The organism is Coriobacteriia bacterium (assembly GCA_034370385.1).
GTDB lineage: Bacteria > Actinomycetota > Coriobacteriia > Anaerosomatales > PHET01 > JAXMKZ01.
Genome location: JAXMKZ010000023.1, coordinates 1 through 20,979, shown reverse-complemented (window position 1 = coordinate 20,979; position 20,979 = coordinate 1). Strand labels below are relative to the sequence as shown.

Below are 20,979 nucleotides of genomic sequence, written 5' to 3'. Positions count from 1 at the left end.
ATGAGCGCTCTTGGTGACATTCTCGTGCTCGGTCTGGGGTCGAGCGGTGAGGCAGCTGCCAGCTACTGCGCGTCACTGCTCGGCACGGAGGTTGACTCGGTGACGGCCGCCGATTCGGGAGCCGACGATGCGCTAAGGGAACGTGCGACGCGCCTTGAGGCGCTCGGTGTACGGGTCCATGTGGGGGTTGACCGTCTCGATGGCGAGTACGAGACCACGATCGCAAGCCCGGGCATACCACCGCACGCGCCGCTCATGGTCAGCGCCCGCGGGGTTTCGCAGCGCGTGGTATCTGAGATCGAGTTCGCCTGGGAACGCTCGACGGTACCGTGGGTTGCCATCACCGGCACCAACGGCAAGACCACGACGACCGCGCTCGTAGCGCACCTCATGACCGAGGGCGGGGTGGCGGCGCGTCCGGTGGGCAACATCGGTCCTCCTGCGATCACGGCGGTTCTGAAGGGCGGACCGGACGTGCTCGTCGCGGAGGTCTCCTCGTTCCAGCTGGCGCTCACTCAACGGTTTCATCCACGGGTGGCGGTGGTGCTCAACATAACGCCTGATCACGTCGACTGGCATGGTTCGCTCGAATCGTACGTGGCTGACAAGTCGCGCATCCTGGCAAACCTCGACGCTGACGACGTGGCCGTCATCGATGTGGACGATGAGGGTTCTGCCCGCCTGGTCGAAGCCGCACTTCAACGGGGCGCGCGGGTCGTCCGGGTGTCGCGCGAGGAGCTTCCCGGTGGCGGCGCGGGACTTGTGGGCGGAGTCCTGACGCTATCTACGTCCTCGGGGCCGGTCGAGCTCGTTTCGGCAGACGAGCTGCTCATTCGCGGACCGCACAACGTGAGCAACGCGCTTGCGGCTGCAGCCGCAGCTCACGCGATGGGAGTGGGCATCACGGCTCTACGGTGTGGCCTGCGATGCTTTGAGCCCATCGAGCACCGCCTCGAGCCGGTGGGCGAGGCCTGTGGGGCAGAATGGTTCAATGACAGTAAGGCCACCAACCCGGACGCGGTACTCAAGGCGCTCGCCGCATTCGGCGATCGGCCGCTCGTGCTTCTGCTCGGGGGACGGAACAAGAACAACGACATGCGACCGCTTGCGCACGCTGCGGCGCAGCGTGCCCTGAGTGTCGTGTGTTTCGGCGAGGCCGGGACTGAGATCGCCCAGGCCTTCGAGACTCAGCCCGGCGCAGGAGTGTTCACCGTTGCAGGCCTTGCGGATGCAGTTGCCCAGGCGAGCGAGCTCGCCGTTCCGGGTGGCGCCGTCGTCTTGTCGCCTGCCTGTGCGTCGTTCGACGAATTCTCCAACTACGAACAGCGGGGACGAGCGTTCAAGGACCTTGTTGCGCGTCTCGAGTGTGAGGAATCGTGAGCGCCAAGAGGGCAGACACTTACGCAGGCGGAGCGGTCGCACGCTACACGCTGCTCGGATCAGCATTCGTGCTCACGGCGTTCGGACTGCTGATGATCTACTCGGCTTCGTCGATCACCGCGGCGGTTCGCGAGGGTGCGAGCTGGCACTACCTTGCGCGGCAGGCGGTGTTCGTCACGTTCTCGGGCGGTATCGCATGGTGGCTGTCCAGGGTGGACTATCGCCGGCTTCAGTCGCGGGCCTTCCTGCTGTGGGCGGTGAGTCTGGGGCTGCTCATGGCGACGTTCCTCGTCGGCGTGGTGCGAGGCGGCGCCCGGCGTTGGATCGATCTGGGGATTCTCAATCTCCAGCCGTCGGAGCTCGCCAAGATCGCGTGCGTGCTTTTGGTCTCCTCCGTCGCGATCGAGTGGATGCGCGGGCGTATCGAGACGAGGACCCTCATCTCCCGGACTCTCGTGTTCACGGGGCTGCCGACGCTGTTCGTCATCCTTCAGCCTGATCTGGGCACGACAATCACCCTGGTCGTGGCCGTCGTCCTCGTGCTGATCCTCGCCGGGTTGCCCATGCGGTGGATCGCCGCGGCTGCCGGACTCGTTGTCGGCCTGGGCGCTCTCATGATTGCCATCGAGCCGTTCCGGGTGACCCGCGTCCTGTCCTTCCTCGATCCGTGGAAGGACCCTCAAGGGAGTGGTTTCCAGATCATTCAGGCTTTGTTGGCGTTCGGAACCGGCGGTGTGGATGGCGTCGGCCTCGGTCTGTCTCGCCAGAAGTTCTTCTATCTGCCTGCAGCGCACACGGACTTCATCCTCGCGATCATCGGCGAGGAGGTCGGCCTTGTGGGGACGCTCCTGGTTGTGGTGGGTATCGCCGTCTTCGTGTGGGCAGGCATGCGCATCTCGGCCGGTGCGAGAGATCCCTTCGGCCGACTCGTCGCAGGCGCTCTCACGGGTATGCTTGGCGTCCAGGCGGTACTGAACATCGCGGCGGTCACGGGCGTGCTGCCGATCACCGGGAAGCCCCTCCCGTTCGTGAGCTACGGTGGATCATCGATGCTCGTGACGATGATATGTCTCGGGCTGTTACTCTCGGTATCGCAGTTCGGTGCGCTTGCCCCCCGGGCGGTGCGCACGAAGTCGAAGAGTGAGGTTTCCAACCGTGAAGGTAGTCCTGAGCGGTGGGGGGACCGCGGGGCACGTGCATCCCGCCCTGTCCGTCGCGGCCCTTCTTCTCGCCGAGCATGACACGGTTCTGTTCGTCGGCACTCCCGACGGACTGGAGTCGCGCATAGTGCCCGCGGCCGGCATTCCGTTCGTGGGCGTGCCCGCGAGCGGTTTTGACCGCGCTCGCCCGCTGACGCTGCTGACGTCATCAGTGAGAATCCTCACCTCGACCTTTCGGGCGTGGCGGCTTCTGGGTCGGAATCGACCCGATGTCGTCGTGGGCTTCGGTGGGTATGTCTCGATACCGGTCGGGATGGCGGCGGTGGCAAGGGGGATTCCGCTCGTCGTGCACGAGCAGAACTCAGTGCCGGGCATGGCAAATCGCATGCTGTCTCGGTTCGCGGTGTCTGCAGGAGTCACGTATCCGGAGTCGGCCGCGCTTCTGGCTCATCCGGAACGAGCGGTCGTGACGGGTAACCCCGTGCGCCAGGACGTGCTCACCGCTGACCGGGCATCCGCACGCGCCAACCAAGGATTCGGCGACGACGAACTCGTTCTTCTGGTGTTTGGAGGAAGTCGAGGCTCTCGGCACGTGAACGAGGCGCTTGCGGCTTTGGCACCGCGCATCCTGAGCATCGAGCGTCTCCAGGTCGTGCACGTGTCGGGTCCGGCCGAGGTCGCGAATACGCGGGACGCGGTGACCGCTGCGCTGAGCGGCGCGGGGCACAGGGGTACCCCATCGGAATCGGGAGATCCTGATCCTCGGTGGCGCGTGGTCGGCTATCTTCAGGACATGGCATCGGCACTGTGGGCCGCCGATGTCGTTGTCGCGCGGGCGGGCGCCACATCGATCGCGGAGCTGACCGCGGTCGGGGCGCCTGCGGTGTTGGTGCCCTACCCGTACGCCACCGATGACCATCAGACGAAGAACGCCGTGAGCATGGAGCGCGCGGGTGCCGCGATCGTCATACCCGATGGCGAGATCGACTCGGACCGGTTCGCGGGCGCCGTGCTGGGACTGCTCGGTGATGCACCAGCCCGTGCTACCATGGCTGCCGCATCGCGAGCCGCCGGCAGGGTAGACGCCGGTGCTCGGGTCGTGAAGCTTGTGCGCTTCGCCGTACGCCCGGATGATTCCTCGGACAAGGACTGAAACGCGAGATGCCGAGCACCTACGCACACTTCATCGGGGTCGGCGGTGCCGGCATGAGCGGCATTGCGCTCGTGCTCCACGAGCGCGGGGTTGCGGTGACCGGGAGTGATCTTCGTGAGTCCCGGTACTCACGTGCCTTGGCCGCAGCCGGCGTTCCCATCCACATCGGACACGACGCGGCGAACCTCGGCGATCCGGAGGTCGTTGTGGTGTCGTCCGCGATTCCCGAGGCCAACCCTGAGCTTGCCGAGGCCCGCCGGCGCGGCGTGGAGGTGTGGCCGCGCGCCCGGATGCTTGCCCATCTGGCCGAGGGCCGCAAGACGATTGCGATAGCAGGGACGCACGGCAAGACGTCAACCTCATCGATGGTTGCCGCGATGCTCGCGGGAATGGGCATGGAGCCGAGCTTTCTCATCGGGGGCGAGCTCGACGGATTCAACACCAACGCGGTGAACGGCGCAGGCGAGCACTACGTGGTGGAGGCTGATGAGAGCGACGGCTCGTTCGTCTACCTCGATCCGTTCGTTGCGCTGCTCACCAACGTCGAAGCCGACCACATGGATCACTACGAGTCTCTTGAGCAGATAACGCACACCTTCGTGGAGTTCACAGCGCGGACGGCGGAGAACGGGTTCGTGGTGGCATGTGCCGATGATGAGGGTGCCCTGGGCGTGGCGTCCGGCTCCGGACGGCGGGTCATCACCTATGGGTTCGCCGCCAACGCCGATGTGCGCTGCGAAGTGATCGACCGGCTCGGCGCGGGATATCGGTTCTGCGCCTGGGTCGGGGCGCAGCGGGTCGAGGCGTCGACGTGTATCCCCGGCCTGCACATGGTGAGCAATGCCACGGGCGCGCTCGCGTGTGCGCACGCGCTGGGTCTCGACCTGAGCGATGCAGGTCGTGCCCTGTCCGGCTTCAGCGGAGTTCGTCGTCGCTTCGATCGCGTCGGCGAAGTGGCAGGAGTGACGATAGTGGACGACTACGCCCACCACCCCACAGAGGTCGCCGCAACCCTCGAGGCTGCAGCCGGACTCGGGTACCGTCGTGTCTGGGCGCTCTTCCAGCCGCACCGCTACAGCCGTACGGCTGCCTTCGCGCGCGAGTTCGGCAGGGCGTTCGGGTCTGCGGACCGCGTCGCCTTGATGGATGTCTACAGCGCGGGCGAGACGCCGATCCCCGGAATCGACGGCAAGACGCTCGTCACGTCTGTTCTGGAGCAACGGCCGCGGACAGCGGTGGCGTACCTGCCGCACCGCCTTGACGTCGTGCCGTACCTGGCGGCGCACGTCGCCCCGGGTGACCTTGTCCTCACGATGGGGGCTGGCGACATAACGTCATTAGGGCCAGAGCTGCTGGTCGCGCTGTCTGAGATCGCTGCGACGGGCTCATGAGCGTCGCAGCCGCCCATGCTCGTCTGGCCGCCGAGATGACCGGATCGGTCAGGGCGGGCGAGTCGCTCGCAAAACACACCTCGTTTCGAATCGGAGGCCCCGCGGCCCTGTTCGTCGAGTGCGACTCGGTCGGCGATCTTGCCCTTGTGATGCAGGTGGCCGAGGAAGAGGGCGTGGCCTGGAGCGTGATGGGCAAGGGGAGCAACGTACTCGTCTCGGACGCCGGCTACGAAGGAATCGTCGTCGTGCTTGGTCGCGAATTCAAGCGGTTCACCCTCGACGGAGAGCACCTACGATGCGGTGCAGCGGTGATTCTGGCCATTATCGTTCAGGAGGCATTCAAGCGCGGTCTGACGGGGCTTGAGTTCGCGGTCGGTATTCCCGGCACCGTTGGTGGCGCTCTGGCGATGAACGCCGGTAGTCGCGAGATCTGGATCGGGGAGATCGTCGAGTCCCTCACCGTTTACTCCTCGGGATCAGGGCTTTCCTGCATCCGCGGAGAGGAAGTGGGCTGGTGCTACCGGTCCGCGGGGATTCCCCCCGCATCGGTGGTGGTAGAGGCGTCGCTTCGCCTTGAGGCGGGCGAGGTCGATCAGATTCGACGCGTGATGGAGGCGAGTCTGCGCCGGCGCAGGCGTTCGCAACCACTCGGGGTCCCCAGCGCAGGTAGCGTATTCGTCAACCCCGAAGGGGACTCGGCAGGGCGCCTCATTGAGGCGGCTGGGCTGAAGGGTGCGAGCGTTGGCGGCGCGACAGTGTCAGACGTGCACGCCAACTTCATCGTCAATACCGGTACAGCGAGTGCGGCAGACGTCGTCGAGCTCATCACACGTATCCGGCGGGCAGTCAGGGAGAACAATGGCATCGAGCTCGAGCCGGAAATCCGGTTCCTCGGGTCGTTCGAACCCGCGTAAGCGCGTCGTCATCGGTGCTCACGAGACCGTGCGGGTACGCTACGATCGAGACAAGCCCGTCGTTGAGTCGGAGCGCACCACGCGCGGTCGCACCGGGTCCGCACGGGCCACGCAGCCACCGGGTTCCCCGGGTGCCAAGGACGCCGCGGGCCCCGATCAGGGCCGCGGGCGTCAACGTCACGCGAAGGCTCCACGCAGCTCGCAAGGCAAGCGGCTGGCCAACACCAAGCGCGACGAGCGCGAGAGGCGACAACGGGGCATCCGTCTGCGTCGGACCCTCATCGCGGTGCTGGCGGTGGCAGGGATAGTCGCGTCCCTCTGGGGGATTGTTGCGCTGGCCGGATCGTCGGTGTTCGCCGTCAATGATGTCGGGGTCGAGGGCGCACGCCATCTCAGTGACGAAGACGTGCGGACCTTGGCCGCTGTGCCCGCTGGCGCAACCATGTTCACGCTGTCCACCCGGGCCGTTGAGCGGCGCGTGGAGAAATCCCCTTGGGTCGCCGAGGCAAGCGTAGAGCGGGATTTTCCCCACGGGCTGGTGATCAAGGTGGAGGAACGGCGGCCTGCGGCGGTCATCGACGCGGGCGGCAAGGAGCTTTGGGTGGTGTCCGCCGACGGCTGGTGGCTGGGTGAGCGCAGCGCAGAGGAGTCCGGGGTCCCCGTGGTTCGCGACGTCGAGGAAGTGAAGCCGCTTCCGGGTCGCAAGGTGACGGTGCGCGAGATATCGAACGCCGCCAGACTGGTGGCCGGGCTATCTCCCGGGATGCTTTCCCGGGTCGCCTACGTTTCTGCACCGAGTGTAGAGAAGACCGCAGTGGTGACTGACGAAGAGGTCGAAGTGTACTTTGGCGAGGCGACGGATGTTGCCACGAAGGAACGCATCGCTCTTGAGATTCTCAACCAGCAGGCGGGAAAGGTCGTCTACATCAACGTGCGAGTGGTTGAGAGTCCCACCTGGCGTGGTCTTGAGTAGGATCTGAGCGCAGCCTCAAGTGCCTCAGTCAATCTCTTGAGGGTTAGGACACACCCTCTGAGCAGGTATTTTGAGCATGCCTCAACCTGAGGTCGAGGCGAATTCCGATTCTTCTCTTGCACTCACCCTGTACTTTATGCAAAGATTGAACGTTCCACCCGAACAGTAACGGTCAACTTGAGGTTAAGGGTTTAGGCTCTGACCGGGCCCACCGGGGAGGCAGATATGCTGGAAACAGGCGCGAACTACCTGGCCGTCATCAAGGTCGTCGGCATCGGCGGCGGCGGTACCAACGCGGTCAACCGTATGGTCGAAGCGGGCGTCAAGGGCGTTGAGTTCATCGCGGTGAACACCGATGCCCAGGCGCTTCTGATGTCCGACGCGGACTACAAGGTCCATGTGGGGGTCAACCTCACCAAGGGGCTGGGTGCCGGGGCTGACCCCGACGTCGGGTTCCAAGCCGCCGAGGAGAACCGTGGCGAGATCAAGGAAGCCCTCCAGGGTGCAGACATGGTCTTCATCACTGCAGGCGAGGGTGGCGGCACGGGCACGGGTGCCGCACCGGTCATCGCCCAGATCGCCAAGGAGGAGATCGGCGCTCTGACGGTGGGTGTTGTGACCCGGCCGTTCGCATTCGAAGGCAGGAAGCGTGCGCTTCAGGCCGAGGACGGAATCAAGCGCCTGCGCGACGTCGTTGATACCCTCATCGTCATTCCCAACGACAGGCTGCTTCAGGTGGCCGAGAAGAAGACGTCGATTCTGGACGCCTTCCGTACGGCCGACGACGTGCTGCGCCAGGGCACCCAGGGAATCACCGACCTTATCACCGTACCGGGACTGATCAACCTGGACTTCGCGGACGTTCGCACGATCATGGCCAACGCCGGGTCTGCACTCATGGGCATCGGCACCGCCACCGGCGACAACCGCGCACATGAGGCCGCGGCCGCGGCAATATCGAGCCCGCTGCTCGAATCCTCGATCCAGGGTGCTCAAGGCGTCCTGCTCTCGATCTCGGGTGGCAGCGACCTTGGGCTCTTCGAGGTCAACGAGGCGGCTGAGGTCGTTGCGGCAGCTGCGGCTCAGGACGCCAACATCATCTTCGGTGCGGTTATCGACGACTCGATGATGGACTCGATTCGTGTCACGGTCATCGCCACCGGGTTCGACGGCGCCAAGAAGCAAGAGACGATGTCGTTCACGGCTTTGAGCGAGGAGGACGCCGGGCTGACGGTTCCGACCTTTCAGCCGATGGACGAGGACCTCGACATCCCGGCGTTTCTTAAGAAGCGCTCATTCTGATAGAATCTTCACCGGTATGGACCCTGTGGCGACGACGGCGGGACCTCGTCGCCACAGGGTCCGACTGCTTCTAGACGAAGAGGCCCTCCGCGCGCTGTGCGCGGAGGGCCTCTTCTTGTTTCATTCATGAAGGATGTATGCGCAGGCTACCCTGTCGGCGGCGATGGGGGTGATGGCGGCGACGGAGGCGACGCGGCCGGGTCGTCGGGGGGCAGGGGTGGAGGAGCGTACTCCACCGGCACGCTCTCAGAGGGAACCGGTGCCGGGGCCGCTGGACTCGCAGGCTGCGTTGTGGGTGGTGCCGGGGGCGCGGACGGCGCGGGAGGCGCGGGAGGCGGCATGTAACCAGCCGGCCCGGCCGGAGCGGGCGGAGGTGCATAGCCGCTCGGGGCGGGGCCTGTCGGGCCGGCGGACGGAGCGTACGCCGCACGCGCCCACTGGCCGAGAACGTGGCCCATCATCATGGCACCCAGGTAGTAGAGGGCAGGCACGAGGATGCCGCCGATACCACCCGTGACACTGGATATGAGGCTGACAGCCGTCGAGAGGGCGAAGGACACGATCAGCACGTAGAGCCACGCGGTGTAGTACCCGGTGCCCCCACGCACCTTCTGCATGATCGCACCGAACTCGAAGAACGCGCCGAACGTGCGACGCATCGCGTAGTGGGTCATAGCGGCGGAGTAGAAGATCGAGACCACGACCGAGTACACGATCGCGATGAGGGTGAACAGGCACAGGCTACCGCCCAAGAGGGCGCCGAACGCATCCGAATCGCCGCCCGAGGCCACAGCGGTGAGCACGCTCGGCACCACCATGATTGCGCCTAGGATCATCACCGGCAGGAAGTAGATGAATCCTGCGATGGCCAGCAGGAGTCCCTCGACCCACTTGCGCCCGAAGTCGTTCCAGTCAGGGAGGCGTTCGTCACCGTGCGAAACGTTCCTGATGTACTCGAGTTGGGCTCCGTAGACCGCGGGGGCCGTGACGCCGAGCAGCCCCCACAGGAAGCCCATCAGCGTGCGATTGACCCAGTCCGGGTCATCGAACGGGGCCTTGAACGCTCTGCCTAAGTCCAAGTTGCTCACGGTCGCCTCTCTCTCGATATGATGATGGGGTCGTCGTCTACCTGCATACCCCAGCACACGTCGCGTTACGCGATGGATGGCGAGATTGGGACATGCAGGCAACCCGGGAGGTACTGGTGGCATCAGGGCTGGAGCGCCGAGATCCGGCGCTTGTGCGCGTTGAGAATCACGGCGTTGCCGTGTGGACCGATCCGTCGCTTCTGGACGCAGCCGGTGTGCTCGTCGCGTTCACCGAGCGCGGTGGGGGAGTAAGCTGCGGCCCCCACGCCTCACTGAACCTTGCCGATCATGTGGGAGACGATCCGAGAGCTGTCGACGAGAACCGGCATCGACTGTTGGAATCCGTGGGGCTTGGCTACGGGAGCGTGCGGCTGGTGATGGCCGAGCAGGTCCATGGCGACCGGGTGGTGACCATCGATGCGGGCGAGTACGCATTGGGTTCGCCTGTGCCGGGATGTGATGCACTGGTCACCCGGGAGCCTGACGTTGCGCTCCTCATGTGTTTTGCCGACTGTGTTCCGGTGGTGCTGGTGTGGCCGGGTGACGGCGAAGGGGGCTCTCGTCCCGCCGTCTCAGTGGTTCACGCGGGCTGGCGCGGAGCACTCGCCGGTCTGCCCGGGATAGCCGTTCGAGCACTTTGTGAATCGGCCGAGAGAAGCCCGGCGCATCTTCGGGCCTACGTGGGTCCCCACATCCGTGCGTGCCACTACGTGGTTGATGAATCGATCATGTCGCATTTCGTTCGCACCTTTGGTACGTTTGCGCGGGCCGAATCGGGGGGACTCGATCTTGGCGCCGTGGTGTCCGCTTCATTGACCGACGCAGGAGTCGATCCGTGCTGCATCGCCCGCCTCGGAACCTGCACGTTCGAGGCGACCGATCGGTTCTTCTCATACCGCGCCGAGGAGGGCCTCACTGGGCGCCACGGGGCGCTTGCGTGCGTTCTGTCGCCGTAGCTGCGGGATCGCACAACGGACGTCACCCCCAGAGTTACCTGCGTGCAACATAACGTTCGCAACGAGACCCTATACTGGGTATGAATCGGAAGAAGGCCTATCGGAGGAGCGCGCCATGCGCGAGCAGTTCAACAAGGAACTCGTCGACCTGCATGCTGAGGTCGTGAGCATAGTCGCCGAAGTGGAGACGGCCACCCGCAAGGCGGTCACCTCGCTCGTGGCAGGCGACGTCGATCTGGCGGTGGAGGTGATCGACGGCGACGACGCGATCGATGTGCTCTGCGCGGGAATCGAGGAGCGCGTCGTGGAGACCATCGCGACGCAGTTCCCCGTGGCGCGTGACCTTCGCCTTCTGATGTCACTGACCTTCATCGCCATGCACCTGGAGCGGATGGCCGACCTAGCCGTCAACATCGCCAAGGCCACCCGTCGCACGGCGGGGCGGAAAGGCCCCCAGACGCTCTACGATCTCATCCAAGCGCAGGGCAACCTCGTCTACCGCGTTCTCGACGCCACGCGTGAGGCGCTGGCAGAGCGCGACCTTGAGCTCGCCTGTAAGCTTCCCGAGCTTGATGAGCCTATCGACCATCTGTACAAGCAGTTCTTCAGGGAGCTGGCGCGCCTCCACGAGGAGGAGGACATCGAGTGGGCCAGCTCGATGGTGCTGGCCAGCCGCTACCTCGAGCGCATCGCGGACAACGCGGTCGACATCGGCGAGCGCATCGCCTATGTGATCACGGGCGATCGAGAGTGGTCCGCTGACACCGCTAAGGAAGAGTAGACAAACAGCATGAGTACCGTTGCGGCTCGCTACGAGGCGATCCGCCGGCAGGTAGCGGATGCAGCCGATATCGCAGGCCGCGACCCGTCCGACGTGACCATAGTGGCCGTCACCAAGACCGTCGGCATCGAGGAGATTCGGTGTGCCGCGGATTTTGGTGTCGCCGACTTCGGCGAGAACCGGGTCCAGGAGTTCTTGGGCAAGTACGGACTGTTTCCCGATGTGCGCTGGCACTTCATCGGCACGCTTCAGACCAACAAGGCCAAAGACATCGTCGGACGCGCTCATCTGATTCACTCCGTGGACAGCCGCCACCTGATCGAGGAGATCGCTAAGCGGGCGGCTCTCGCGGGCGTCGTGCAAGACGTCTTGCTCCAAGTCAACGTCAGCGGGGAGGCCAGCAAGCACGGGTTTCACCCCGACGACGTGAGAGAGGCGCTCATCGATGCATCGCAAGCGCGCGAGTCACTCAGGGTGCGCGGTCTCATGACGATGGCCCCGCTGGGGCGTCCTGCGGACGCCGGCTGGGTCTTCCGCGACCTCAAAGACCTGCGGGATTCCTTCAGAGAGATGCCGCTCAATGGTGTAGAGTTAGACGAGTTGTCGATGGGGATGTCGAACGATTTCCGCGTCGCGATCGAAGAGGGTTCCACCATGGTGCGTGTAGGACGGGCCATCTTCGGCAGGTGAGGGGCGGTCACGAAGGAGTCACGCGTGGGTCTGTGGCACAACATCAAAGTACGGCTCGGTCTTGAGGACGAGTACGACGACGAATACTACGAAGACGACGAGTATCACGGCGACGACGATTACGAAGACGAGGCGCCTGCGCCGCGTCATGCCGGGTTCGAGTCACCCTACGGCTCCGGGGCGGGCGTCAATGCCGTGCGCCGCGTCGACAGGAGCGGCGACTACGGGCGCGATCCGCGCGGCGGAGTCGCCCCGTTGCGCAGCGTGCCCACGGGCGCGGCTTCGATGACGCAGGGAGCGCCCCAGGTCAAGATGCACATCGTTGAGCCCAAGAGTTTCGACGAGGCCAAATCGATCGCGGACAAGTTCAAACAGGGCACGCCGGTCATCATGAACCTCACGATGACCAAGCCGGATGTGGCCAAGCGCTTGATCGACTTCGCATCCGGATTGACCTACGGCCTCGAGGGTGGCTTGCAGAAGGTCTCGGACAAGGTCTTCATGCTCTCTCCCCACAACGTCGAGGTCTCCGAGGCCGATAGGCGCCGTCTCCAGTCCACCGGCCTGTTCCCTACCGCGGAGTAGCTCAGCCATGACCGTCGAGAACATGCCGGGCAATGCGCGGTTCGGTGTCGTTGCCATGATCGGCGGCGGCAAGATGGGCGAGGCTATCGCTGGCGGGCTGGTGGATGCAGGCACGCTGGGCAACTCGCAGATCATCGTGGCCGAACCCGACGCCGAGCGTCGGACGGAACTCATCGACCGGTATCCGTTCATGTGTGTAGCGCGCAACTCGCAGGCCTTGCTTGACGCGAGCATGGCCATACTGGCGGTCAAGCCGCAGGTGCTCGAGCAGGTTGTTCGCGACGTGGCGTCTGAACTTTCCGGCACGCTCGTGGTGTCGATTGCAGCCGGATTCTCGACCGCACGGATCGAGTCTCTGCTGCCCGCCGGCTCGCGCGTGGTGCGCGTGATGCCGAACACACCCGCGTTGGTGGGCGAGGGTATGGCGCTCGTCTGTGGCGGGTCTGAAGCGAGCGAGGATGACGTGGCGCTGGTGGCCGACCTGTTCGCATCGATCGGCGAGGCGCAGGTCATCGACGAGAAGCTGATGGACGCGGCCACCGCGATCTCGGGCTCGGGTCCCGCGTACTTCGCCCTCGTCATCGACGCGCTCGCACGGGCGGGCGTCGCCGAGGGCCTGCCGCGCCCCGTCGCCCAGGACCTTGCGGTCCAGACGATGCGGGGGACCGCGGCGTTGCTGTCCGAGACGGGCATGCACCCCGAGGAACTGATCGACGGCGTAGCCAGTCCGGGTGGAACGACCATAGCGGCCCTCGAGCGCCTTGAAGCCGGGGCCGTCCGCGCATCCTTCGCCGCCGCCGTGGCCGCAGCAGTGCGCCGTGCGCACGAACTGGGAGCGTGAGTCTCACCATGGCCATCGGCATCGTCTTCCAGATCATCCAGTTCTACATCTACCTGATCATCGCCTACATCCTGCTGTCTTGGTTTCCTGTGTCGGGCGTCGTCGCCGACATCAAGGGAGTGCTCGAGAGCATCGTCGAGCCTTATCTGGGCCTCTTCCGCAGGTTCATTCCTCCGATAGGGGCGGTTGATATTTCGCCGATCGTGGCGATACTTGTCCTGCAGTTCGCAGCACGCGCACTCGCGCAGGTGCTGGGCTAAGACGGGACGCGAAGGCGCGGCTCCGGCCACCGGGAAGGACCATCGATGAAGCTCACACCGCTCGACATTCACCATAAGGAGTTCGGCCACTCGTTGCGCGGCTACAACGAGGAGCAGGTCGACGGCTTCCTCGACGAGGTCGCCGACGAGCTCGAGCGGCTCTTCAAGGAGAACATCGACCTGTCCGAGCGGCTCGACACCGCTTCGGCCAAAGTCAACGAATACGAGATGCAGCGCCACACCATCAACAACACGCTGATGGCGGCGCAGCGCTCGGCCGATGAGATCCAGGCCAAGGCGCGTGTGGATGCCGACGCCGTCCTGCGCGACGCCGACAGCAAGGCCAAGGAGATCATCCACAACGCGCTGTCAAAGAAGCAGCTGGTAGCCAACGAACTCGTGCGCATCAAGCAGGCGGAGGAGGAGTTCCGCGCTCGCTATCGTGCGCTCCTCGAGAGCAATCTGCGCGAGGTCAGCGAGATACCGCTGCCGAGCGATATCGATGTTCTGCTCGGGCAGACCGACGAGGGCGTGATCGGCGACGTGGCTGTGCGCGAGGCGGTGGCACCGACGATGCAACCTGCCCCGGTGGTGTCTCAGCCGATTGCTGTTGAGGCACCTGCGCCGGCCGAATCAGTCGACCCGGTCGCTTCTGCCCCGGTTCCCGATCCGCCGAGGCCCGGCTTCGTCCAGAGCGTGACGCTGGGGGAGATCGGCGAGCCCGATGTCCCCGACGACCTGTCCTTCGTCGACCCCGGCGAGTTCAAGATGCCGTCGTTCGATGCGCTGGGCGAACGGGAGGACGATCTCGATATCGAGGAGATCGACTGACCGAGATGGTGCGGCTGCGTGTTCACGCGACCCCCAAATCGCTGCGTGACGAGGTGTGCGGCTGGCGGGGCGACGAGCTGATGGTCCGCGTCACAGCGCCGCCCGAAGGGGGCAAGGCGAACTTCGCGGTGTGCAAGGTGGTCGCTGCGGCGCTCGGGGTGGCGAAAAGCTCGGTGAGCGTGGTGCGCGGAGAGACATCGCGGCACAAGACGCTCGAGGTCGAGGGAGCTGGCGATGCGGAAGTCGAGCGAGTGTTCGGGGGGCCGGGCGCTCCGTTACGGTGAAAGGTAGATTCGAGGGACCGGCGCGAAAGCATCGGCGGGGAGGAACGAAGTGACGCACGAACAGATCAAGGTGCTCGTCGAGACATCAGAGCGCACGTTTCGGGGGGTCGTTCACAAGCCCATCGTGGATGACACCTATCGGCTGTCGGACCACCTCAACAACTACGACAAGAAGTTCTTGTGTTTGTCGGATGTTGCGATCAACGAGCGCGGACAGGAGTACCGCGCCGGTACGCAGCAGGAGTTCGTCGCGATCGCCCTGTCAGCCATCACGTACATCACCCCGATCGCTGACTAGCGGGCCGTCACCTTCGAGCGTGTCAAGAGCCTTCCTAGCTGCGGTTCTTCGCCGCCTCACACGTGCGCGTTTCGCGCGTACGTGCGCGCCACAATGGGTGCGTCCCGTTGGATCATCGCTTCAGGGGAGGAACCAATGCTCAGAGAGGACCTGCGGCTGGCGTTTGATGAGGCCCGCTCGCACTTCGACCCGCGGTGGTTCGTCCGTCCTGACGGCCATGACGCGTCGCGCACCATCCACGGAGTGAACCACGGAGCCCGGGTGCGCGTGCATGCGATGTGGATAGCCGATCGTGAAGGGTTTGCCGCGTACCAGCGCGAGGCACTTCACCACGCAGCGGTGTGGCACGACATCGGTCGCACTCACGATGGGGCGGACTACTACCACGGGGCGAAGAGCGCGGGGAAGCTCGTCGGACTCGGGCTTCACAACGGCATCGACCCGTTCGTGCTTGACCTGGCGCTCTTCGCGATCACCCATCACTGCGGATCTGAGGAGCACGCCGAGCGCGCGGCACGGTGGACCGGGGAGTCCGAGGGCTCCTACCTGTGCGTGTTTCGCGCCCTCAAGGACGCCGACGGGCTCGACCGCGTTCGGCTGGGCGACCTCGATCCGAGCCTCCTGCGCTACGAATGCACGCACCACCGCATCGACGACGCCTACGCCCTGTGGAGCGAGACGGGATGCTAGGCCCTTCCGGTACGGACCGTTTCGTGCCGCTCGTCTTGCTCCTTCGCCGACCGGGCTGCGTGCTACAATCCGGCACTAGGCGTTGACGGGGACGCGTGGCGCGAATCGTCGCCTCACCAGCGAGCGGGATATCGGTGCAAGCCCGCGGGTGCGACTTCGCGAACCACATCACCCCTGAGCCCCGAACCGAACGGCGAGCGATCGCCCGGTAGGCTTCGGCGGTCGCCCCCGTTACCGGGCAGCCGAGTGGCGACGACCTGGCCCGAATGCGGGGTTCAGGGTGAGTCGCAAGCTGGGTGGTACCGCGGAGAGCACTCGTGACGCGAGCGCGCTTCGTCCCGGCGTGTGAGATGCCGTGATGAGGTGCGCTTCTTTGCGTTCGCGCAAGGGACGCGGGGCCAAGACGAGAGAAGGAATACCGACGTGGCTGACTACAAGAGCACGATGAACCTGCCGCAGACTGAGTTCCCCATGCGGGCGTCGCTGTCGCAGCGCGAGCCTTTGTGGCTGGAGAAATGGGATCGGATCGACGTGCACGCACGTGCGCTTCAGAACCGGGCGGGGGCGACGCCGTTCGTGCTGCACGACGGACCGCCGTACGCGAACGGCCACATCCACATGGGAACCGCGTACAACAAGGTCCTGAAGGACATCGTGGTCAAGTACAAGACCATGCGCGGCTTCTACTCGCCGTACGTACCGGGCTGGGACTGCCACGGGCAGCCCATCGAGCATCAGGTCGAGAAAGAGCTCGGACCTGAGGCCATGAAGTTGATCAGCCAGGCGGATCTGCGGGCGAAGTGCCGCGAGTGGGCGATGCGTTTCGTCGGGGTCCAGCGTGATGAGTTCAAGCGGCTCGGGGTGCTCGGTGATTGGGACGACCCATACCTGACGCTGAATCCGGCCTACGAGGCGGGTAACGTACGAATCTTCAAGAAGATGTATCTGGATGGCGCTGTCTACAAGGGCGCGAAGCCCATCCACTGGTGCATCCGTTGCCACACTGCGCTCGCCGAGGCAGAGATCGAGTACTCGGATGAGACATCGAACTCCATCTACGTAGCGTTTCGCTTCACGGGCGAGACTCCGTGGGACGGGTTCGGAGCGGCGTCGATGCTGATCTGGACGACGACCCCGTGGACCTTGCCCGCGAACGTCGCGGTCACCCTCGCGGAGTCTGCCGATTACGTGGGCGTCCGGCTGGCTGACGGGCGCGTCATGGTGCTTGCTGAGGAACTCGTGTCAGCGGTCGCCGAGGTGGCCGGCTGGGAAGCTCATGAGGTCGTCGGTCCGCGCGTCAAGGGCGCCGAACTCGCCGGGCTGAAGTACGCCCAGCCCATCCACGATGACGTGCACGGCGTCATCATCACCGGCAGCCACGTCGAGCTCTCGACGGGTACCGGCGCTGTTCACACCGCGCCCGGGCACGGCGAGGACGACTACCTCGTGGGCCAGAAGTTCGGTCTGCCGATGCCGATGCCGGTTCTCGATGACGGCACCTTCGACGCGGGCGGTGGGCCGTTCGCCGGCCTGGATGTTCGCTCCGCCAACCCGAAGATCATCGAGTGGCTGGGCGAGCGCGGCACGCTTGTCGCCGCCACCAAGATCAGCCACAGCTACCCCCATTGCTGGCGCTGCAAGCAGCCGGTCATCTTCCGTGCGACGGAGCAGTGGTTCGTGTCCATGGATCGCACGGGACTGCGTGACACTGCGATGAAGGCCATCGGCGAGGTGGAGTGGATCCCCGCCTGGAGCGTCAACCGAATCTCGGCGATGGTGGGCGATCGTCCTGACTGGTGCATCAGCCGCCAGCGCGCCTGGGGCGTGCCCATCCCGGTCCACAAGTGCCTGAAGTGCTCCGAGACCATCGCCACGGAAGCCACGCTCGATGCCGTCATCGACCTGTTCGAGACCAAGGGCGCCGACGCGTGGTTCACCCTGCAGCCACGCGAGTATCTTCCCGCTGACACGGCCTGCTCGCGCTGCGGTGCCGGTGTCGACGATATCGCGGCTGAGGACGACATCGTCGACGTGTGGTGGGAGAGCGGCGTCTCGCACACGAGCGTCCTCGAGACCCGTCCCGAGCTGCACCGTCCGGCAGAGATGTACCTCGAAGGTTCGGACCAGCACCGTGGGTGGTTCCAGTCGGCGCTGCTCACGAGTTCGGGCGCGTACGGCCATGCACCGTTCGAGCGGGTCCTCACGCACGGGTTCATCGTCGACGGCGACGGTCGCAAGATGTCAAAATCCCTCGGCAACGTCGTATCGCCCCTCGACGTCATCGCCAAATCGGGTGCAGACATCGTGCGCCTGTGGGTAGCCAGCGCCGACTACGGCCAGGACGTCAGCGTGTCCTCCGAGATCCTCGACCGCACATCGGAGAGCTATCGCCGCATTCGCAACACGTTTCGCTTCCTGCTCTCTAACCTCTACGACTACGATCCTGCGACCGAGGTCGCGTGGGCCGACATGCCTGAGCTGGATCGCTTCGCGCTGGTCGAACTCTCAGACCTGCTTGAGCGGGTCACGACAGTCTATGACGAGTGGCGGTTCTATCAGGTGATGCGCGCGATCTCGGACTATACCGGTGATCTGTCGAGCATCTATCTCGATGTCCTCAAGGATCGGCTGTATGCCGATGCCGCCGAATCAACCTCGCGCAGGAGCGCCCAGACGGTCCTCGCGCGGATTCTTGACGTGCTGGTCCGTGTGCTCGCACCGGTTCTCGCGTTCACCTGTGAAGAGGTGTGGGAGCTGATGCCCGCGTCCCTGCGCGATGCCGACAGCGTCCACCTGGCTGATTGGCCCTCGATGGAGGTTCCCGTCTCAGACGCGGCCGCCCTACGTCGGGAGTACGCCGTGGTGCTGCAGGCGCGCGAGGCGGTCACCAAAGCCCTTGAGGATGCCCGCAACGACAAGAGGATCGGGAAGAGCCAGGAGGCGACGATTCTGCTCACGGCTCCGGTCGAGATGGCAGAGGTGCTGCGCGCGTGCGCCGACGGTCTTCTCGCCGAGCACTTCATCGTCTCCGAGGTGAGTATCGAGACCGGCGAGGAGCTGGCGGTCACGGTCGAATCCGCCTCGGGCGAGAAGTGCCCACGCTGCTGGAACTACCGTGAGCTGGGCACGGATCGCGCACATCCGGACGTGTGCGTGCGGTGTGCCGCAGTGCTGTCAGAGCGCCTGTGACGAGAAGGTTCGCCGTTCGCAGGGTATAATCCACCTATCCGGTCAAGACCGAGCGCCCGGCCCGCATGCCGGGCGCTTGTGTATAGATTCGCCAAGGAGGGTCGCACCATGGATGACACGACACGCTCACATCTCGAGGCCGACCTGCGCGAGCGACTGACCCGCCTTGAGGCGGAGGTGCACGAGCTCGATTCCGGCGAGCGCGAACTGCTCTCTGAGGCCAGCGGCGAGAACGCCTATCGCGATCATATGGCCGATCAGGGCTCCGCGACATTCGAGCGGGAGCTGGACCTTACCTTGGAGGAGAACCTGAGAGACCAACTCGTGGCGGTACGAAACGCCGTGAATCGAATCGATGCCGACACCTATGGAGTGTGTGAGCGCTGCGGCGTCGACATCCCGGAAGAACGGCTGGAGGCTGTGCCCACAGCCAGTCTGTGCGTGAAGTGCAAGGAAGCCGAAGAGAGCCGGTAGAGCTGCATCACCCGGCGCGCGTCTTCTGGGCGATCGCGGTGGTGGTGCTCGCTCTCGACCAGGCGACGAAGGCAGCGGTTCGTGCGTCCATGCTCCCCGGTGAGCTGCGTTCGTTTCTGCCCGGCTTCATCGACCTGACGTACGTTCGCAACATAGGTGCCGCATTCGGGCTGTTTCCGGGACGGCAGCCGGTCTTCATCGCGGTCTCGCTCGTGGTACTCGTCGTCATCGCCGGCTACTGGCGCCGGGCCCGTCCGAACCTCGCCATCATCATCGTCGCCCTGGCGCTCATCACAGCAGGTGCGGTGGGCAACCTGATCGATCGCGCCGTCATCGGGCGCGTCACCGACTTCCTCTCGTTCGCGTTCGTGGATTTCCCCGTCTTCAACGTCGCTGACGCGGCGATCGTCACCGGCACCGCGATTCTGATCGTCTGGCTCCTGTTTGCGCCGGAACCTCAACGCCCGGGGGTGGAGGTCAAGGCTTCCGAAGCGCCGGAGTCGGCGCCCCCGCCCGAAACAGCATCGGCGCTCGATGACGATGCAGTGACCGAAGGACGCGGATAGGTGGCCACCGACTTCCACGAGCACATCGTGACCGAACTCGAGCAGGGGATGCGCCTCGACGCCCTGCTTGGCACGCTTGAGGTCGTGCAGAGTAGATCTGCGGGCGCTCGCCTCGTCGAGGAGGGTCTCGTCACGGTGGACGGGCAGCCTGCGGCCAAGAAGTACGCGGTGCGCACGGGGGAGCGCATCGAAGTGGAGGTGCCGCCCGCTGCCTCGACAGAGCTCCAGCCCGAGCCTATCCCGCTCGACATCCTGTTTGAGGACGATCACATGATCGTGCTGTCGAAGCAGGCAGGCCTCGTGGTCCACCCGGCTCAGGGGCACTGGTCGGGAACCCTCGTCAACGCGCTGCTCTTCCACGCAAAGGAACTCGGCGGCCTTCAGGGCGAGGACCGCCCGGGGATCGTTCATCGGCTCGACAAGGACACGAGCGGTCTGATGATGGCGGCTAAGACCGACGACACCCAAGACGCGCTTCAGGAGGCGATCAAGATCCGTGCGGTCGAGCGCAGATACCTCACGCTCGTGCACGGCTGGATAGCACCCGATTCCGGGATCATCGATGCGCCGATAGCACGTGATTCGCGCGAGAGGATGCGCATGAGCGTGTCCGATAATCCGGACGCGAAGCAGTGTGTCACGACGTTTCGGGTGCTCGGACGCTACGAGGCCGGCGCCCATGACGACGGCTTCACCTTGCTGGAATGCAAGCTCTACACCGGCCGCACGCACCAGATTCGGGTGCACATGGCCTACATCAAGCATCCGTGCGTGGGCGACCAGGTCTACGGCCTCAAGCGTCCCAAGGCCGACCTTGGTTTGGGGCGGCAGTTTCTGCACTCGTACCGGCTCGAGGTCGTACACCCCGTCACGGGCGAGCGACTGTGCTTCGTCGACCCGCCGCCTGCGGACCTGGCGACGCTTCTTTCGCACATCGAACCCGATTCGACGAGCACCACCTCAGCAGGCGACGAGGTCTGGGCGCTGCTTCGGGCCGGCAGGGTCTCGGGCCGCTGCGAGCCCTGATTGCCCGCCCGTTGCCTCACGTAAGAATGTCGTCGAACGTCACCTTCGTTGACTCATCATAGATGTCGTCGAAATCGGGTGCCTGCACCTCCCTTCTCCTGATCGATTCCTTGAGTGAGACGAGCTCATAGAGACGACGCTGCCGTT

22 protein-coding genes are annotated in these 20,979 nt (G+C 64.9%); 21 read left to right on the top strand and 1 reads right to left on the bottom strand.

What is annotated here, in order from left to right:
* The 7 genes from murD (at position 1) to ftsZ (ending at position 8,273) form a co-directional block, all read left to right on the top strand.
* Positions 1–1,380, top strand: coding sequence for a UDP-N-acetylmuramoyl-L-alanine--D-glutamate ligase (murD, locus tag U1E26_05505; protein MDZ4169092.1), 1,380 nt, complete (start codon positions 1–3; stop codon positions 1,378–1,380).
* Positions 1,377–2,621, top strand: coding sequence for a putative lipid II flippase FtsW (gene ftsW, locus U1E26_05500; GenBank protein MDZ4169091.1), 1,245 nt, complete (start codon positions 1,377–1,379; stop codon positions 2,619–2,621). Before murD ends, ftsW begins: the two co-directional genes overlap by 4 nt.
* The gene (gene murG / locus U1E26_05495; protein ID MDZ4169090.1) at positions 2,575–3,693 is read left to right on the top strand and encodes an undecaprenyldiphospho-muramoylpentapeptide beta-N-acetylglucosaminyltransferase; all 1,119 of its coding nucleotides are present in this window, start codon (positions 2,575–2,577) and stop codon (positions 3,691–3,693) included. Before ftsW ends, murG begins: the two co-directional genes overlap by 47 nt.
* An 8-nt stretch (positions 3,694–3,701) precedes the next feature.
* Positions 3,702–5,084, top strand: coding sequence for a UDP-N-acetylmuramate--L-alanine ligase (murC, locus tag U1E26_05490; GenBank protein MDZ4169089.1), 1,383 nt, complete (start codon positions 3,702–3,704; stop codon positions 5,082–5,084).
* Complete coding sequence (gene murB, locus U1E26_05485; GenBank protein ID MDZ4169088.1) at positions 5,081–5,998, top strand: UDP-N-acetylmuramate dehydrogenase; 918 nt, start codon at positions 5,081–5,083, stop codon at positions 5,996–5,998. The genes murC and murB overlap by 4 nt, the downstream gene beginning before the upstream one ends.
* Positions 5,943–6,971 carry an FtsQ-type POTRA domain-containing protein gene (locus U1E26_05480; GenBank protein ID MDZ4169087.1) on the top strand — a complete coding sequence of 343 codons (1,029 nt, stop codon included), beginning with the start codon at positions 5,943–5,945 and terminating at the stop codon, positions 6,969–6,971. Before murB ends, U1E26_05480 begins: the two co-directional genes overlap by 56 nt.
* 225 nt (positions 6,972–7,196) lie before the next feature.
* Positions 7,197–8,273, top strand: coding sequence for a cell division protein FtsZ (ftsZ, locus tag U1E26_05475; GenBank protein ID MDZ4169086.1), 1,077 nt, complete (start codon positions 7,197–7,199; stop codon positions 8,271–8,273).
* Between the two features lie 146 nt (positions 8,274–8,419).
* Here the strand turns inward: ftsZ and U1E26_05470 are convergent, their stop codons facing one another.
* Positions 8,420–9,361, bottom strand: coding sequence for a DUF4013 domain-containing protein (locus U1E26_05470; protein MDZ4169085.1), 942 nt, complete (start codon positions 9,359–9,361; stop codon positions 8,420–8,422).
* A gap of 92 nt (positions 9,362–9,453) precedes the next feature.
* Here U1E26_05470 and U1E26_05465 point away from each other — a divergent pair, with 92 nt between their 5' ends.
* The 14 genes from U1E26_05465 to U1E26_05400 all read left to right on the top strand — a co-directional run bounded on the left by U1E26_05465 (position 9,454) and on the right by U1E26_05400 (position 20,832).
* Positions 9,454–10,317: a polyphenol oxidase family protein gene (locus tag U1E26_05465; GenBank protein MDZ4169084.1), complete on the top strand. Its 864-nt coding sequence runs from the start codon at positions 9,454–9,456 to the stop codon at positions 10,315–10,317.
* 115 nt (positions 10,318–10,432) lie between these two features.
* Positions 10,433–11,098, top strand: a complete 666-nt coding sequence (gene phoU, locus U1E26_05460) for a phosphate signaling complex protein PhoU (GenBank protein ID MDZ4169083.1) — start codon at positions 10,433–10,435, stop codon at positions 11,096–11,098.
* Between the two features lie 9 nt (positions 11,099–11,107).
* Positions 11,108–11,788, top strand: a complete 681-nt coding sequence (locus tag U1E26_05455; GenBank protein ID MDZ4169082.1) for a YggS family pyridoxal phosphate-dependent enzyme — start codon at positions 11,108–11,110, stop codon at positions 11,786–11,788.
* A gap of 24 nt (positions 11,789–11,812) precedes the next feature.
* Positions 11,813–12,373 carry a cell division protein SepF gene (locus U1E26_05450; protein ID MDZ4169081.1) on the top strand — a complete coding sequence of 187 codons (561 nt, stop codon included), beginning with the start codon at positions 11,813–11,815 and terminating at the stop codon, positions 12,371–12,373.
* Positions 12,374–12,380: 7 nt separating this feature from the next.
* Positions 12,381–13,214, top strand: coding sequence for a pyrroline-5-carboxylate reductase (proC, locus tag U1E26_05445; protein ID MDZ4169080.1), 834 nt, complete (start codon positions 12,381–12,383; stop codon positions 13,212–13,214).
* On the top strand, positions 13,211–13,474 hold the full coding sequence (locus U1E26_05440) for a YggT family protein (GenBank protein ID MDZ4169079.1): 264 nt from the start codon (positions 13,211–13,213) through the stop codon (positions 13,472–13,474). The genes proC and U1E26_05440 overlap by 4 nt, the downstream gene beginning before the upstream one ends.
* A gap of 45 nt (positions 13,475–13,519) precedes the next feature.
* Positions 13,520–14,305: a DivIVA domain-containing protein gene (locus U1E26_05435; protein MDZ4169078.1), complete on the top strand. Its 786-nt coding sequence runs from the start codon at positions 13,520–13,522 to the stop codon at positions 14,303–14,305.
* A gap of 5 nt (positions 14,306–14,310) precedes the next feature.
* Positions 14,311–14,589 carry a DUF167 domain-containing protein gene (locus U1E26_05430; GenBank protein MDZ4169077.1) on the top strand — a complete coding sequence of 93 codons (279 nt, stop codon included), beginning with the start codon at positions 14,311–14,313 and terminating at the stop codon, positions 14,587–14,589.
* 49 nt (positions 14,590–14,638) lie between these two features.
* Positions 14,639–14,887 carry a hypothetical protein gene (locus U1E26_05425; protein MDZ4169076.1) on the top strand — a complete coding sequence of 83 codons (249 nt, stop codon included), beginning with the start codon at positions 14,639–14,641 and terminating at the stop codon, positions 14,885–14,887.
* A gap of 135 nt (positions 14,888–15,022) precedes the next feature.
* Positions 15,023–15,577, top strand: coding sequence for a hypothetical protein (locus U1E26_05420; protein ID MDZ4169075.1), 555 nt, complete (start codon positions 15,023–15,025; stop codon positions 15,575–15,577).
* A 423-nt stretch (positions 15,578–16,000) separates the two neighbouring features.
* A complete protein-coding gene (gene ileS / locus U1E26_05415) occupies positions 16,001–18,766 on the top strand; it encodes an isoleucine--tRNA ligase (GenBank protein MDZ4169074.1) in 2,766 nt (921 codons plus the stop codon).
* Positions 18,767–18,874: 108 nt separating this feature from the next.
* On the top strand, positions 18,875–19,240 hold the full coding sequence (locus tag U1E26_05410) for a TraR/DksA C4-type zinc finger protein (GenBank protein MDZ4169073.1): 366 nt from the start codon (positions 18,875–18,877) through the stop codon (positions 19,238–19,240).
* Entirely contained in the window at positions 19,213–19,806 is a 594-nt protein-coding gene (lspA, locus tag U1E26_05405) for a signal peptidase II (protein ID MDZ4169072.1), read from the top strand. The genes U1E26_05410 and lspA overlap by 28 nt, the downstream gene beginning before the upstream one ends.
* Positions 19,807–20,832: an RluA family pseudouridine synthase gene (locus U1E26_05400; GenBank protein MDZ4169071.1), complete on the top strand. Its 1,026-nt coding sequence runs from the start codon at positions 19,807–19,809 to the stop codon at positions 20,830–20,832.
* Positions 20,833–20,979: the final 147 nt, after the last annotated feature.